This window comes from Rhodopirellula sp. P2 (assembly GCF_028768465.1).
GTDB lineage: Bacteria > Planctomycetota > Planctomycetia > Pirellulales > Pirellulaceae > Rhodopirellula.
Map to the genome: position 1 here is coordinate 2,756,231 of NZ_CP118225.1, position 15,462 is coordinate 2,771,692.

Below are 15,462 nucleotides of genomic sequence, written 5' to 3' on the forward strand. Positions count from 1 at the left end.
CGGACCGGGCGAGGCTGGAATTCTTCGGGAACAAGGGAATGACGTCGGTCGTGTTGGTGATGCTTGCCGCACTGATGATGTGGGCGTTTTACCATCCATCGGATTCGACCGATGTGGAACAAGGAGGTGCCCTGGGGTGGTGCCTGGCAACGTTGCTGATCGCGGCGGCGATGCAGGTGTTCTGCGTTGGACGGTCATTTCTGGTTGCCCAGGGCGAGCGTGATTCAAGAGATCGAGCGGATCGGACAGGCCAATGGCTGATCGATGGAATCGTTTGCTTGCTGGCGGGGTGGATCGGGTATGCGGCAGTTGCCCAACTGAATGTGCCGACCCGTTCATTGGATGGGGCGGGGACGATTGGCGGTGACTGGCGCGCGGCCAGCAACGAAGCATGGGTGTGGATTGCTGGTGCGGTTTGGTTCGTCGGCTTGCGGCGTTGGCTGCGTGGACAGCAAACTCGATCCTCGTCTGGCGAACTTCGCAGCAACCAATTTGCGTTGCTGGGGTTGGTCGTGGTCGGGGCCGTGTTGCTGGCAACGCACGCTTTGCATCAGGTCCATGTGTCCTTGCCGCAAACATGGCGGGAATACAATGCCGATCCTGAGCGTGTGTTGGCCGAAGTGGGGATCAGTGCTCCGGAAGGTTCCAACGCTCGGATGATCTTTGAGAACCGGCTGCGTGACGGGGGGCCGACCGCAACGTTTGCGTTGGCCAATACCCTGGCAGGTTTGCTTGCGATGGCATTGGTGGTTGTGATCGCGGTTTTGCTTCCGGTTCTAGGAAGCACCTTCCCGAAAGCAATCTCGCGATTGAGAGTCGGGAACGACCGGTCCACTGTCAAACCTGAGGCAACATCGCGTCCGTCTGCCGCGGTTTCGATTGGTTTGGTGTTGGTCGCCGCGAGCTTGGCCTTGGCTCTCAAGGACACGCAGAGCCGTGCTGGGATGTTGTCTGTCTTGATCGTGGGCGGCTGCGCGTTGCTCGATTTCGTTTGGTCCACTTCACGAGGAAGGCGGTGCGTGACGGCGTTGTCGCTGGCGATCTCGGCCGTGTTTGTGGCGATGCCTTTGGCGGCCCGAGGCTGGTTCGGAACGGGCTGGATGGCTGGGTTGCCCGAATCGGTGCGATACCGTTTCCAGTATTGGGAAGCCACTTGGCGAATGGTCGATTATTCGCCTTGGACCGGTGCCGGACCGGGCAACTATCAGCAGGCCTACCATCGTTTTCGATTGCCTGAATCGCACGAGGTCATCGCAGACCCACACCATTTCGTTTGCGAAACTTTGGGGGCAGGCGGTTTCCCAGCGGGACTTCTGTTGGTTGGGCTGTTGGTGGTCGGGGCTTGGTTGTTCTGGCGAGCGGAACGCGGCACGAACGAGTTGAAGTCACCCGATTTGGCAGCGGAACCCAAGCTGCCTGAACCGGTTTGGGCATCAGGATCGGGTGGAAGCTTTGTTCGCTGGAGCGTTCCGGTGGGGGCGGCAGTTGGGTTGTTGGCGGTTTGGGGCCTGGGAATTCGCAACCGTGATCTACCGGATTTCGACGCTCATTTGATCGCGATTCCGGTGGCCTGTGCCGCTGGTTGGCTGTGGTGGTTTCGATTGGCGGACGAAAGTTCAGCGACCGATCCGGGCTGGGATGTTCGTCGGATCGCTGGGTTTGCGTTGATGGCCGGATGCATGCACCTCAGCTTTTCGGGCGGATGGACGGTGCCGGGAATCGCCGTGGTGTTGTGGACGTTGGCTGCGATGGTCACTTGCTCGGGGCGTTGCTGGTCGTTGTCTGGTCCCTTCCGCATTTCGGGGGCGGAGGATTCGCTCGCCAAGGATTCACGAACGCGGGTGCCGGATGGACCCATGGAATTCCGGGGGCGGTTGAGGGCGGTCGCGAGCGCGGTGGTGGTGGGATTGGCCGCGTTGACGATGTGGATGGTTTCGTATCGGCCTGTCACAGAATCGCGGCGCTGGATGGCGGAGGCTGACACTCAGATTCGTCGAGGCAATCTGGTCGGCGGAGAGAAACTTTGCCAGCGAGCGATGGAGGCGGACCAGCACGCATTTGACCCAGCGATCTTCCGTTTGCACGTGATCGAGCAAGCTTGGTTGCAGCGGTTTGCTGCGAATCCGTCGTCGGTGGGGATCAGCCCGCGATTCCAGGAGGCATTGGAAAATGCGATTCAGCGAGCCGGAAACGATCCGTCGCGATTGCAAGCGATCGGCGAATTGGTCCTGCACCGATATCAGGTCGGTGGGGAGACGGAGGCTCTGGCTCAGGCCAAAATGATTTATGATCGGTGCCAAAGGCTCAGCCCGTGGCATCAAGTGATCGCTGCCCAGCGAGCTTTGATCGCCGAAGCCGAGGGGGCTCCCGCAGAAACTGTCCGTGAATTGGCTGGGAAAGCCGTCGAATTGGCGGAAGCCGGCGGGGTGGTCACGCGTCAGCTCGCGTTGCAATGGATCCTGGTGGTCCGGCCGATCGGGCGATCCGCAATTCAGCAGCCCGTCCGCCAATCCGCCCAGGTGGCCATGGATGCCCTGCGGTTGTAGTGGCGGCCATTGCTTGGCAATGAACGACGCTTTGCAATGAACCAAGTGCAGGTGCCTGACGTAACCCAGCGGTGATTCTCGTTCTTTCTTTTCTCGTCGTCGTTTTGCCATGAAAACGTTGCTCGCTTGCTTGATCGTTGCCGGAATCGGCGCTGCGATCGCCTACAACATCAATGAATCCAATTACGGCCGTTACGAGCCTCACTTTGGCCCCATCGATTTCGAGGGGAAAACGACGGCGGCCAACGCGATGGCGTCTCTGAAGAAAGAATGGAGCGAGGATGTTCCCAAAGTCGAGCTGCCGGACGGCAATGAGTACGACTTCGGAATCATGCAGCCAGAAGAAGAGGGGGAGCACACGTTCACCGTTGTGAATGTGGGTGACGCGCCGCTGACGCTGAAAATCGGAGCTTCGACTTGCAAATGCACGGTCGGAACTCTGGAAAACGAGAGTTTGGCTCCCGGCGAAGAAACGGAAGTCAAAATGTCCTGGACGGTGAAAACCAATGAGACCACGTTTGGGCAGTCGGCCGAACTTCGCACCAATGATCCCACGCAAGTCGCGATTCGTTTCGAGATCACCGGGAAAGTGGTCCGCCAGGTGCAATTGGTGCCTGAAACGTTGACCTTCAAGGAAGTGGCCTCCGGCGAGCCCATTGATTTGGAGTTGAAGGTTTACAGCTACATGCGTGAAGAGATTGAATTGGGCCAGCCCAAATTCAGCAGCGAGGAAATGAACGAGCTGGCTGAGTTTGCCGTCACTCCGCTTGAAATCGATGACGAAGAGCATGCCGAAGCCACCCAGGCTTTCCTGGTCAAAGCTTCCATCGCACCCGGTTTGGAACAGGGCCCCGTGAGCCAAAACTTGGTGATGCCGTTCAACAAGGTCGGAGCAATCGCGGACGCATCGACCAACGGCGAATCCGAACTCAACGAGGAAGACGCGCCTGCTGAGTCCATCGTTGCGGCGGTGACGGGCCGGATCGTCGGTGTGCTGAGCATGTTGGAAAGCACCAAGCTGACCGGAGTCACCGGTGGCGGGTACATCTATGACTTTGGCAAAATCACCGAGAAGGGGCCGCAAAAGGCAAAGGCGTTTGTGGTCTTGAAAGGACCGGAACGTGACAAGACGAAGCTTTCGATCGGTGAAGTCTCTCCCGAAGGTGTCGTGGAAGCCAAGCTGAATGACCCCATCCAAAATGGTTCCATGTCGCTGTATAGCCTCGAGTTCACCTTGACCCCTGGTGACGAAAAAATCGATCGATTGGGCATGAACCGAGAAGACTACGGATTGGTCACGATTGTGTCCGATAACCCCAACGTGCCTTCCATGAAATTACGCCTGAAATTTTCGCTGCCGGCGCGTTAAGATAAACGGGTCGCGTAACCAAGGGGACCATGACGATGTCGTCGCTGCGATCGAATCGAACCGTCCATGACGACCGTGGTCCCTTCTGCGTTGGACGTGAATTGTCGGGAAAAGACTCATTCAACGCAGTTGATCAGGCCCAGATGAAATCGCCACGCCCCTTTCTTCACTGTTTGTCGACCTCGATTGGGGCGTCGACCAACACTTCGGTGAAACGTTCTCGATGGTCCTTTTTAATGGCCGTTCTGGGGGTTTCTGCGATCGCCGTGGTGGGGTGTTACTCGCCCGCTCCGCTCGCGAGTCAGTCTGAAAAAGATGAGATCGCAACGCTGTCGCCACCCGAATTGGTGGCTGTCGAATCGGTTGCTGTGGATTCGATAGCGGATTACCGAGGGCGAGTTCAACTGCCGTCGGATGACTGGCGTTTCGCTCGCCAGCAACCACTGTCCTTTGCGACATCAGCCGCGTTGGACAACACTCGCGAGGACGCGGAATCGGTCGACCAAACTGGTGGCTGGTCCGATGGCGATTTGACCTGGACGGTTGAAACCGATGACGAATCGGTTGCCAAGGAATCGGCTGCTCCCGCCAAAGTTGCGACTGGCAAATTCGATGGCAAAATTGACCTGAGCCAAATCGATCCTGCGGAAGACACTCTGTCAGAAAAGTCGGCTTCGGATTTGGGCAAGGTTGAAATCGTGCCGAGGCCCTTGGCTCGCAAGGAGATCGAAGCGGAAATCGTGCCGACCCCGCTGGGTTTGCCAGAGAATCATCGTGCATCGGTCGCGAAAAACGCTGGGCCAAACGCCGCTCGTGGATGGGAAGTTCCCGCAGCTGAGCTGGCGGAATCGCCCATCGATCGGATCGCACCTGAAAAAATCGTCGCCCAACGTCCGCTCAGCGATGCGGAGAGTTTCGAGGCGGAGCGAGTGAGTTTTCCTGAGGAAGCCACGGCCGCTTTCCAATTGACGGGACCCGATGCTCCGATCATCGACACCTTGATCGATGCGGAGTCGGTCGGCGGTGGTCAGGAACCGGAGGACTACAACACTTGGCCCACACCCTCACTGACGCTGTTCGTGACCGGTCAGCAACACGGGTACATCGAGCCGTGCGGTTGCACAGGGCTGGAAAATCAAAAGGGCGGTGTCGCGCGGCGAATGACGTTCCTGAAACAGCTGCGTGAAAAGGGCTGGGAATTGGCTCCGATCGATGCCGGCAATTTGGTTCGTCGCTACGGTCGCCAATCGGAAATCAAATTTCACCGTTCACTCGAAGCCCTTCGCAAGATGGGCTACGTCTCGGTTGGCCTGGGACCTGACGACGTTCGTCTGAGCGTGAACGACCTGATCCAAGAGGCTTCGCCCGGTGATCCAGAAGAAGCGATCTATGTGTCGGCCAATGTGATCCCGTTTGACCGATCGTTGATGCCGTCGCACCGCGTCGTTCGCAGAGGCGGGATGACGTTGGGCGTCACAACGATTCTGGATCCTGATTCGTTGGAAACCAAACTCAGCGACGACATTCAACTGACGGCTTTGGTGGATGCGGCAAAAGAAGCTTTGGCAGCGATCCAGGAAGAGGATCCTGACTACACGGTGCTGACGTTTTATGGCGAGGAAAAGAATGCCCAGGAGTTGGTGCGTGCGGTTCCTGGTTTCGACTTGGTTGTGATTGCTGGTGGCTATGGCGAGCCGACTTATCAGCCACAGGCGATCGATGGCACGCAAACCAAGTCGATTTTGACGGGCGACAAAGGGATGTACACGGGGCTGGTGGGGTTGTATCCCGATGGTCCGATTCGCTACGCCCGCGTCCCGCTGACGCACGAATTTGAAGACGCTCCTGAAATGCGAGCCTTGATGAAGGATTACCAGTTCCAACTTCGTGATCTGGGGTTCAGCAACTTGGGGCTCAAGCCCATCCAACATCCTTCCGGCGGTCAATTTGTCGGTTCGGAAGCGTGCGGCAAATGTCACACAACCGCCTTTGACACCTGGCAAGGGTCGGCTCACTTCGAGGCCACCGAGCACCTGGTCAACCCAGGCGAACGCGGCGACGTTTCGCGTCACTTCGATCCCGAATGCATCTCCTGCCACGTGACCGGATGGAACCCACAAGGTTACTACCCATACGTTTCCGGTTACTTGGAATTGGAAGCCAGTTCCCATTTGCATGGCAACGGTTGCGAGAACTGCCACGGTCCCGGTGCGGCTCACACGAAAGCCGAGGCGGCCGACAGCGGCGTCAGCGACGAAGAAAAGACTCGTCTGCGGGAGGCGATGAAGCTGCCGCTGGATGAGGCTCGCGAATCATGCATGAAGTGCCACGATTTGGACAACAGCCCTGACTTCCACGCGGAAGGCGCGTTCGACGACTACTGGGCCGAGATCGAGCACTACGGCGTCGACTGATTGTCGAGCAGGTCAGCAGCAATCTTTCATGCAACCGGGGCGAACGCTGAACTGTCAAAAGGTTGGTATTGACACGGAAAATGCGACGTTGATTTTTATTCTGTCCTACGCCCCAACGGGGCAGATCTAAGATAGCCCCAGGCATCGCCTGGGGTTTCGGGAGATTCCGACACCAGCCCCAACGGGGCGGCCCTAAGAAAGACTCCCCAAAACCCGCTAGGACCGCCCCCGTTGGGGCTTTGTAATCTTGGTCCCGCCACAACCCAGGGCGTTGCCCTGGGCTGGCATAGGGCTGCCCCGTTGGGGCGAAGTCGAGGAACGAAACCTGCGCAGTCCAAAGCGGTGTCAATACCAACCTTTTGACAGCCCAGGCGAACGCTGGACTGCAAAATGTTTGCGATTGGCGTTCCGGTAGCGAATGCCATTTTTCTTCCGGCTTCTGTCTTTCTTCATCTCGGTAGGGATGGAGAGTTCGTAGGCCAGGCCCCACCTGGCTGGGTGATTGGACGGATCGTGTTGGATCTTGCCGGGGTGGCTGGACGCCTCGCTTTGTTCCAAAGCATTGGCTGGTTGCCAGGTGAGACCTGGCCTACGTCGCTTGGCCACTGGAGTGGCCAGGATGTTAAGCAGGTACGCATGTGTCATCGGGTATGTGAGCCGTTGGCGTTCGCCACGGTTTTCACGCACAACCGGGGCTACCGCCCAAACGGCTCACATGGTTGTGCTTGATCATTCCTGCTTAGTGTGGTCCCTCGCTGACGCGTTCGGGTTGTGAAGTGGGGCGATCAGGCCGCGACGGTTTCCAGCTGTGCTGAATCGGAACGGTTGCCAGCGGCGTCTGGATCTTTGTCTGCTAACAACCCATCGCACATTCGGTAGCAGCGGTCAGCGGTATCGGCGATCGAGTCATCGTGAGTGATCATCACGATGGTCAGATTGTCTTCTTGGTTCAGTTCTCGAAGCAGGCTCAAAATCGTGGCTCCGGTCTCGGTGTCCAAGTTGCCGGTCGGCTCGTCGGCCAACAACAGTTTGGGGTTGGACATCAGCGATCGTGCGATGGCCACGCGTTGCATTTCGCCGCCTGACATCTCGGAGGGTTGGTGATGACTCCGGCTCAACAATCCGACTCGGTCCAGCATCGCTTCGGCACGAAGTCGCAGTGACTTTCGATCTCGCAGGTACCCCAGAACGCTGCGGCGAATCATGGCAGGTGCCAACACGTTTTCAATCGCGGACAGTTCTGGCAGCAAGTGATAGAACTGAAAGATGATCCCGATCTGGGAATTGCGATACTGATCGCGACGGGCGCGGCTTTGGTTGTCGATGCGTGAGCCATCGAACCACACCTCTCCCGAATCGGGCTGGTCCAGCGTTGCCAACAGGTGCATCAGCGTGCTCTTGCCGCTGCCGCTGCGTCCGACGAGTGCGGACATTTCGCCCGCAGCAAAACCAACGTCGATGCCGCGCAGAATGGGCAGTTCGATTTTGTCCTTGTGGTAACTCTTGCGAATCCCACGGGCTTCCAGCAGCAGTTCAGGCGAGGAATGCATGGATTGAATCGTTGGTCGAAGGAGGGGGATGGGGAGAGGTTTCGAAGGGGAACGAGTCGGTGGTCCGTTTCCGACTCCGTGAATCCGACGCCGCGGATCACTCGAATCGCAGGGCAGCCACTGGATGCATGCGAGCGGCACGGATCGCGGGCAGAACGCTGGCGGTGGTCGCGATCGCGATCGCACCAGCCATCACCCAAGCCAACGTGAATGGGTTGAGGATCGTGGGGATCTCGGTGAAGTAATAAACCGTGGGGTCAAAGACTTCTTGGCCCGTGATTTTTTCAATCACCGCCGCGACGTCATTGATGTTGTGAACAAACACGATCCCTCCGATCAGACCGACTCCGCTGCCGACGATGCCCAGCAACAGTCCGTAGCTGAGGAAGATGCTCATCACACCACTGCCGCTGGCACCAAGTGCTTTGAGCGTTCCGATGTCGCGTGTTTTTTCAACCACGATCATGAAGAAGGTGGCGAGGATGCCAAATCCAGCCACAGCAATGATCAAGAACAACAGGATGTTCAGGATCGTTGTTTCCAAGCGAACGGCGGCCAACAATGGGCCCTGCATGTCACGCCAAGTTTGGATGCTGTAGGCATATGTGTCGGGTGGGAAACGCAAACGCAGAGCGTCGCGCACGGCGTTCAGGTCCGCTCCTTCGATCAGTTTCAGCTGGATCGTGGTGATGCTGGTGGTGCCGGAGATCGGATCGATCATCCCGCGAAAATCTTGCAGTTGATCCAGACGCACGAAGGCAAACGTGCTGTCGTATTCGCTCATGCCGGATTCATACATGTCCACGACGGTGAACTTTTGATTGACGACTTTGGGTTTGTCGGAGGCATTGGGAAACATCAAGCGAACGTCGTCACCGGGGCGGCAATAGTAGTGATCGCGAACGTTGCCATCCGCGTCGCGTGATTTGTTGCTGCAGGTTGAGATTCCCAGGATGATGCCGGGGTACTGGTCGGCTTCGGGATCGAAATAAACGGGGGCTTCGCCGGCACCTTCTTCCCGAATTCCTTCGGGCAAAATCGTGCCAAGGGAAGGCCCGTCAAACCCGAACGAGGGGCCGTCGGATTCCACCAGTTCGGTGTTTTCGGGTTGTGGTTTGCCGCTTGCCAGGCGTGCCGCTTCTCGGCTCAGGTCTTCGATGCGTTTGCGTTCGGCTTCCCAAGCTTTTTCCATCCGAGCGTGATCGCGGCGGTACTTCCATCCGGAGTGAGGGAATCCCTCGCGGGCCTCTTCGTAACCGTCTTCACGCAAGTCGAACGAAACGGCGGTTTTGTTTTCGGGGTGCAGGAGATAGCGACCGAAGTGGCTGACGTTGTCATAGGTTTCCGCATCGATGCCAACGAGGTTGACGTGATGCGTGATCAACTGGCCGTTGAAATCAATGCCGAGCATGCTGGGGACATGCACACTGACCGAGGATCCAGCGATCTGGTCACCGACGATTCGGTTGATTTCCTCCAAGTGGGCATCGGGATCGGGCATGCCGCCCGACGCGTGACATTCGATGACAATGTCCGAGGCCAGTCCGTGCAGCCGCTCGTGCATCTCCGCGGAGAAGCCAGCCATCACGCTGTTGACGACAATCAGAGTGGCCACGCCCAGCGTGACGCTGATGATCGAAGCCAAGGCGATGTAGCGGGTTCGCAAATAGCGAAAACAAAGCAGCAGTCGGTACATCCGAGTTCCTTCCCAGGGGGGCGATCAAAAGGATGATCGGTTCGCGCGATCGGTACGGTCCTTCGTCCCAGGGGGTGTTTGTAACGGTCCGAGGGAAACCGCGACAACGTCAATCTGCCGAACTCGGCTCAAGTCCAGCGTTGGAAATGCCGACACCGGACGCCCCGCGTCCAATGCTGTCGATGGAAATCGGAATTGCCGTCAAAGCCGTTGCCTGCAAAGTGGCAGACCGCTAGAAAACCCGTGGCGAAGCGGCAAAGCCGTCTTTTCAAGCCTGCCGGATTCGCCTACATTCTCGCCCTCTCGAAACTCAATTTCGAGCGGCGGCATAGCTCAGCTGGTTAGAGCAGCGGAATCATAATCCGCGTGTCGGGGGTTCGAGTCCCTCTGCCGCTACTTTCAGGCCTCACTGGCCAAGACAATTCAAGCCAAACCCCGTGAATCGCGGCGTTTGGCTTTTTTTGTGCGCTCGCGTCTCGGAGGGCTCGCAATGATTGCTCTGGGACCAGCAAGCGATTAGCTTCCGGCATGGGGGGCGGCTCCCCGCCGGTGCCAATGCCGTGTAACGAAACACTTCGATGGACAAATTCTGCTTCTCGGGAACTCAAATGAAGTCTTTTGCGTTTGTTGCTGTCGCCTCTGTCTTGCTCTTGCTTCCGGAATGTCCTGCACAGGTTTTGGCTGGCGAGGGCGTTGCCGCGGCGCAGGCGAACGCCGAGGCCGCAACGAGTCGGCCACCCAATGTCGTCTTGATCCTGGCGGACGACCTCGCGATCGGTGACTTGGCGGGCGGCGCTGGGGGTCGGACGAGGACGCCGAATCTGGATCGATTTGCCAAGCAGTCGGTGCAGTTTTCTCAGGCTTACAGTGGTTCCTGTGTGTGCGCGCCAGCGCGAGCGGCGTTGCTGACTGGACGGTATCCGCACCGCACTGGCGTGGTCACGCTGAATATGAACAAGTATCCCAAGATGACCCGACTGCGGCGAGATGAAACGACGATCGCCGATGTCTTGGGTGACGCGGGCTACGCGACCGGCTTGGTCGGCAAGTGGCACACCGGTCGGGGCGACGGTTTTCATCCCCTGGATCGTGGCTTCGATGAATTCGAGGGCTTTTTTGGATCCGACGACGTCGGCTATTTCCAGTATCCATTTTCGCAGCAGCGAAAAATCAGTGACGTCCAAGATCAGTATCTGACCGATGACCTGACTGGTCGAGCGATCGGGTTTGTGCGCCGACATCAGGAGCATCCCTTTTTCTTGCATCTGGCGCACTACGCGCCGCACCGCCCGTTGGAGGCACCACCTGAAATCATCGCCAGGTATCGTGACCAGGGATTCAATGAATCCACCGCGACGATCTATGCCATGATCGAGGTGATGGATCGAGGCATTGGCGAACTGCTTTCGGAGATTGAAAGTTTGGGGTTGGCTGAAAACACCATCGTCATCTTTGCGAGTGACAACGGCCCTGACCCAGTGACGGGTGAGCGATTCAATCATGAATTGCGAGGCACGAAATACCAGGTCGATGAGGGCGGGATCCGGGTGCCCTTGTTCGTTCGTTGGGCGAATCGGTTCACGCCGGGCCAACGAGACCAGATGGTCACGTTTGTGGATCTGATGCCAACGATTTTGGAACTTTGCCGCGTCGAATTGCCGACCAAGAACCTCGTGGACGGGACGAGTTTTGTTCCCGTCTTGAGCGATGCCTCGGCCAGTCATTCCACCACGCGATTTTGGCAATGGAACCGGGCGCATCCGAACTACACCCACAACGCTGCGATCCGGCAGGGGCAATTCAAACTCGTGCGACCCTTCGTGACACGGAGCGCGAAGCTGAAGGATTCGACCGAGCCGGAGGTCCTTTATGATCTGCAAAACGACCCGACCGAATCTCGCGATGTGTCGGACAAGTACCCCGACGTCGCGGGGAAGATGAGTCGTGAACTCAAGCAGTGGTGCGACAGTGTCGAGCGGGATCGAGTCCGTCCCGCAGCGATGCCAGCGGATGCCGAGTAGGTTCATCGAGTCCTTTCCATCGGCCTCAATCGCGGTCACGCTTTTCCGTTGTGGTTGTCAGTGACAACGTTGATGGCGGGCAATCCAAATGAACCTGACTTGCCAAGCCGTTTGCAACCCGTCGCACCCATTTGGCTTTCCGATGACAACTTTTCCCATTTTCGAAGTTGATCGCGATCTCGCCCGCAACCTGGAACAGCTCGGCACCAAACGGAAGTTTTGGTTCAGACGTCCGGGAGAATTGACGGAGTGGTTGTTCAAGGCGGAGGAACGCAAAACCGGGGAGGACTGGGCCGAAAGAATTGCCTGTGAACTTTGCGAGCTGCTCGGCATTCCGCATGTTCACTACGAGCTTGCGGTCGAAGTGCCAACGAAGACTCGTGGCGTTATCTGTCCCAACATTGCTGACGCGCCCAAACGGCTGGATCTCGGAAATCAATTGCTCAGCGAGTATGACGAGACTTATCCAAGAGATGACGGCGAGAAATACGGGGTGCGACAGCACACGATCGAAGCGGTCGCAAACGCAGTACAAAAACTCAACCGTCCGGACGATTCGTTCTGCCAAAATCTCCCGGCGGGCGTGGGGTCGTCGGTCGATGTCTTTTGCGGATATTTGATGCTGGATGCGTTGATCGCAAATCAGGATCGGCATCATCAGAACTGGGGAGCGATTCGCGCCCGGCAGGCGTCGCTTGGCGTGCGCGACTGCGTTTGGTAACTAGAGAAGAGCTCGTGTCGATCGCAAGCCGCGTTCCTGCCACTCGAATGACCGATGTCGCTCGCGATTTCACGGTTGAATTATTGCTGATCAATCAACGACGAATTTTGGAGACGGACTTTTCCTGATGAATCCTCGTTTATACGTCGCTTGGCGAGCCGATACGCCCAATCCGGTCTGGGGACCGGTCGGACGATTGTCGCAGTTAAGGGGCGTGTACTCGTTTTGCTACACGCGGGGGGCGCTGACGCTGCCGGGGTTTGAACCGTTCAGCGGGATGGAGGATCTGAACCGGGTCTACGAATCGCGAAGACTGTTTCCGTTGTTCGAGAATCGATTGTTGCCCAAGTCGCGACCGGAGTACCGGAAGTATTTGCACTGGAGCGGATTTGATCCCGACGACCCGCCACAACCGTTAGTGTTGTTGGGCCGCACCGAAGGCCGCAAGCAGACCGATTCTGTCGAGGTATTCCCGCAACCGGTTCCCGATTCGCACGGGTGTTACGTCAATTACTTTTTCGCTCATGGCATCCGCTATCATTTGCCCAATGCCGCACCGGTGCTCGATAACCTGCATCTTGGCGATCGTGTGATGCTGCGGCCGCAACCGCAGAATCCGAAGGACGCCAATGCCGTGGGCATTTTTGTGGGCGAAACACCGCTGGGCTACGTCCCGAAATATCTGGCTGCGGAAGTAGGCCGACTGATTCGAGACTGTCCGGAGACGACAATCAAGCTGGCGGTCGAGCGAATCAACCCGGACGCGCCGACCCAACAACGATTGCTGTGCCGATTGGACGCGTGCTGGCCGCCGGGTTTTCAGCCATGTCAGGATGACACCTTCCAGCCGTTGGTGGCCGGGTGCAAGGTCTGACGCATGGTCGCTCCGAGATTTAATTTCGACGCAACCGATGCTGATTTGGGTTAAGCGACGGTCCATGGCCCGGACATCGCCCCGGAAGGACTTGCACGGGAGCGGAGTCATTCGGTGAAGTCATGCCCCAGCGTTTGCAGGAGGCGATTCAAAGACTCAATCCGGACGTTCTCAGCGAAGGACTCGATGAAGCGTTCCGCAATGTTTTGCTGCTCGATGCTCCCACACTGATTGCCTGCAATCGCCAGTTCCACAGTTAGCTTCGTGATGGCATCGAAATCGAGTACCGGCGACCGGACGGATCGCTCCAAGTGACACGGAGCGCGAAGCTGAAGGATTCGACCGAGCCGGAGGTCCTTTATGATCTGCAAAACGACCCGACCGAATCTCGCGATGTGTCGGACAAGTACCCCGACGTCGCGGGGAAGATGAGTCGTGAACTCAAGCAGTGGTGCGACAGTGTCGAGCGGGATCGAGTCCGTCCCAAAGCGATGCCAGCGGATGCCGAGTAGGTTCGCCGAGTTGTTTCTTGAAGGCGAATCTGGGAGGCAGGAAAATGGAGCTTGGTTCGCGGAGTCAATTGCCTGAATCCTTTGTGCGGCTGCCAGCAACAAAGCGGAGGCGGGCGAGTTACAATCTCTGCTTTTGAGGGGATTCCGACCACACCTTGCGGGCTGTTTTGTTTCAGCTGAACTGGGGCTTGGGGGCGGACGAGCGATTCGTGGCGATGGAGAAGAGGATGGCGGGCAATCGGAATGACACTCACTTGCCGAACACTTCCGCGGCACGAAGTCGACGATTTCGCCCGCTGAAGAGTTGGCTCGTTTGGCTGGTGGCAGGTGGTTGCTTGGCGAGCAGCAGCTTTTCGAGGACGGTGCAGGCGGACTACGCGATTTATCAGATTCCGGGAACGGACGCGGGTTTGTTGTTGGAAGGCAAGACGAACTACAACCCGGGCGGCACGGTCACGTTTCGTCATCCACGTGGGTCGCTGTATTTCAACGCTCGTGATTTGAAGGTGATTCAAACGCCAACCCGGCAGACCATCTTCCAACGCAAGTCGGGGAAGATCCTCCGCGAGAAGACGGTCGACAACTACATCCAGTTGGCCCAGTGGGCACTTCAGCATGGGATGCTGAAGGAGTGCAAGTCATTGCTGAGTGATGCGTGGAAGCTGGATCCGACCGATGTCAAAATCAAGAAATTGGCGTCTTTGATGGTGCACATCAATCGGCCTGTTCCCAATGATTCCGCCAGTGAAGCTCACGTTCGAAACCTGATTGGTGGGAGCCGCATGGAGATGTCGCGGAGCAAGCACTTTGCATTGTTCCATGACCCGCAAACCGAAAAGGATTCGGTGACCAAGATGACTCGGGCGGAGATGCGTCTGGAGTTGTTGGAGAAAGTCTACGAGTCGTACTTTTTGACGTTTGCCCTGCGTGGTTTTTATTTGAAACCGCCAAGCGACCCGCTCAACGCGGTCTTGTTCTCGCAGCACAAGGATTTCTTGTTGATGGAACGACGACTTGAAATGGGGCTCAAGCAGGTCGCTGGTTTTTATCTCCCCGATGAAAATATCTCGTTCTTCTACGACTCCGGGACCAGCGAGGTCTTTCGGTATCTCATTGAGTTTTCGGACGAACTGAATGATTTGAAAGAGCAGGCCCGGCGGACTCGCAGTCCCAACGCTGCCAACATCATTCGGCTTGCCAACACGGTTTCGTTGCTGGTTGATATCGAACACGAGAGCGAGGATGTGGCGACGGTTTCCCACGAGGCGGTTCACCATTTGGCGGCCAACACGGGGCTGTTCCCACGCGACGGGGTGTTCATTCGTTGGGTCCACGAAGGTTTGGCGTCGTACTTTGAATCGTCCAAGTTGGCGGTGTGGAGCGGCGTTGGCGTCGTCGATGAAAGTCGGATCAGTTACTACCGTGCCTTGGAAGGCGACACGATTCGCGGCAGTGTGGAGTTCATCGTTTCGGACCTGGGGTTCCTCGTCGAGACGGCGCTCGGAGATCAATTGCCCGCGTACGGACAGGCTTGGGCGCTGACGCATTATTTGTTCACGGAACGATTCGATGAATTGATTCAGTTTTATGGCAAGTCGCGGAAGATTCCCGCTGACACTCCGCCGAAGGAAAAAGCCATGAAGTTGGTGGAGCTCTTCGGCGAGTGTTTTGGCGATCAAGTCACATTGGAACTGGAGTGGCGACGCTACATGCGAACGTTGAAGACGGACATGGAACAATTGTCGGAGGAATTGTGAGA

At 57.4% G+C, this 15,462-nt stretch carries 13 protein-coding genes and 1 tRNA gene; 10 read left to right on the forward strand and 4 right to left on the reverse strand.

Annotated elements, in window-relative coordinates; translation table 11 throughout:
* Positions 1-38: 38 nt before the first annotated feature.
* The 3 genes from PSR62_RS09770 (at position 39) to PSR62_RS09780 (ending at position 6,329) form a co-directional block, all read left to right on the forward strand.
* Positions 39-2,546, forward strand: a complete 2,508-nt coding sequence (locus PSR62_RS09770; protein WP_274407583.1) for an O-antigen ligase family protein — start codon at positions 39-41, stop codon at positions 2,544-2,546.
* Positions 2,547-2,655: 109 nt separating this feature from the next.
* Positions 2,656-3,915: a DUF1573 domain-containing protein gene (locus PSR62_RS09775; protein ID WP_274407584.1), complete on the forward strand. Its 1,260-nt coding sequence runs from the start codon at positions 2,656-2,658 to the stop codon at positions 3,913-3,915.
* A gap of 29 nt (positions 3,916-3,944) precedes the next feature.
* Entirely contained in the window at positions 3,945-6,329 is a 2,385-nt protein-coding gene (locus PSR62_RS09780; protein ID WP_443217382.1) for a multiheme c-type cytochrome, read from the forward strand.
* Between the two features lie 345 nt (positions 6,330-6,674).
* On the opposite strand, the gene PSR62_RS25710 is transcribed toward PSR62_RS09780, so the two are convergent.
* From PSR62_RS25710 to PSR62_RS09795, 4 genes are all read right to left on the reverse strand, one after another.
* A complete protein-coding gene (locus PSR62_RS25710) occupies positions 6,675-6,851 on the reverse strand; it encodes a hypothetical protein (protein ID WP_443217418.1) in 177 nt (58 codons plus the stop codon).
* Positions 6,779-6,967 (reverse strand): DUF1589 domain-containing protein, encoded by a 189-nt coding sequence (locus tag PSR62_RS25715; protein WP_443217383.1) that lies wholly within the window; start codon positions 6,965-6,967, stop codon positions 6,779-6,781. Before PSR62_RS25715 ends, PSR62_RS25710 begins: the two co-directional genes overlap by 73 nt.
* Positions 6,968-7,114: 147 nt before the next feature.
* The gene (locus tag PSR62_RS09790; protein ID WP_274407587.1) at positions 7,115-7,879 is read right to left on the reverse strand and encodes an ABC transporter ATP-binding protein; all 765 of its coding nucleotides are present in this window, start codon (positions 7,877-7,879) and stop codon (positions 7,115-7,117) included.
* A 97-nt stretch (positions 7,880-7,976) separates the two neighbouring features.
* Complete coding sequence (locus PSR62_RS09795) at positions 7,977-9,575, reverse strand: ABC transporter permease (protein WP_274407588.1); 1,599 nt, start codon at positions 9,573-9,575, stop codon at positions 7,977-7,979.
* A 322-nt stretch (positions 9,576-9,897) separates the two neighbouring features.
* Here PSR62_RS09795 and PSR62_RS09800 point away from each other — a divergent pair.
* The 7 genes from PSR62_RS09800 to PSR62_RS09830 all read left to right on the forward strand — a co-directional run bounded on the left by PSR62_RS09800 (position 9,898) and on the right by PSR62_RS09830 (position 15,460).
* Positions 9,898-9,971: transfer RNA gene (locus PSR62_RS09800), tRNA-Met, on the forward strand.
* Between the two features lie 212 nt (positions 9,972-10,183).
* Positions 10,184-11,596, forward strand: coding sequence for an arylsulfatase (locus tag PSR62_RS09805; protein ID WP_274407589.1), 1,413 nt, complete (start codon positions 10,184-10,186; stop codon positions 11,594-11,596).
* Between the two features lie 142 nt (positions 11,597-11,738).
* Entirely contained in the window at positions 11,739-12,317 is a 579-nt protein-coding gene (locus PSR62_RS09810) for a hypothetical protein (protein WP_274407590.1), read from the forward strand.
* A 127-nt stretch (positions 12,318-12,444) separates the two neighbouring features.
* Positions 12,445-13,191: an HIRAN domain-containing protein gene (locus PSR62_RS09815; protein WP_274407591.1), complete on the forward strand. Its 747-nt coding sequence runs from the start codon at positions 12,445-12,447 to the stop codon at positions 13,189-13,191.
* A gap of 122 nt (positions 13,192-13,313) precedes the next feature.
* Entirely contained in the window at positions 13,314-13,451 is a 138-nt protein-coding gene (locus PSR62_RS09820) for a hypothetical protein (RefSeq protein WP_274407592.1), read from the forward strand.
* A gap of 51 nt (positions 13,452-13,502) precedes the next feature.
* On the forward strand, positions 13,503-13,703 hold the full coding sequence (locus tag PSR62_RS09825) for a hypothetical protein (RefSeq protein ID WP_274407593.1): 201 nt from the start codon (positions 13,503-13,505) through the stop codon (positions 13,701-13,703).
* Between the two features lie 227 nt (positions 13,704-13,930).
* The gene (locus tag PSR62_RS09830; protein ID WP_338020155.1) at positions 13,931-15,460 is read left to right on the forward strand and encodes a DUF1570 domain-containing protein; all 1,530 of its coding nucleotides are present in this window, start codon (positions 13,931-13,933) and stop codon (positions 15,458-15,460) included.
* Positions 15,461-15,462: the final 2 nt, after the last annotated feature.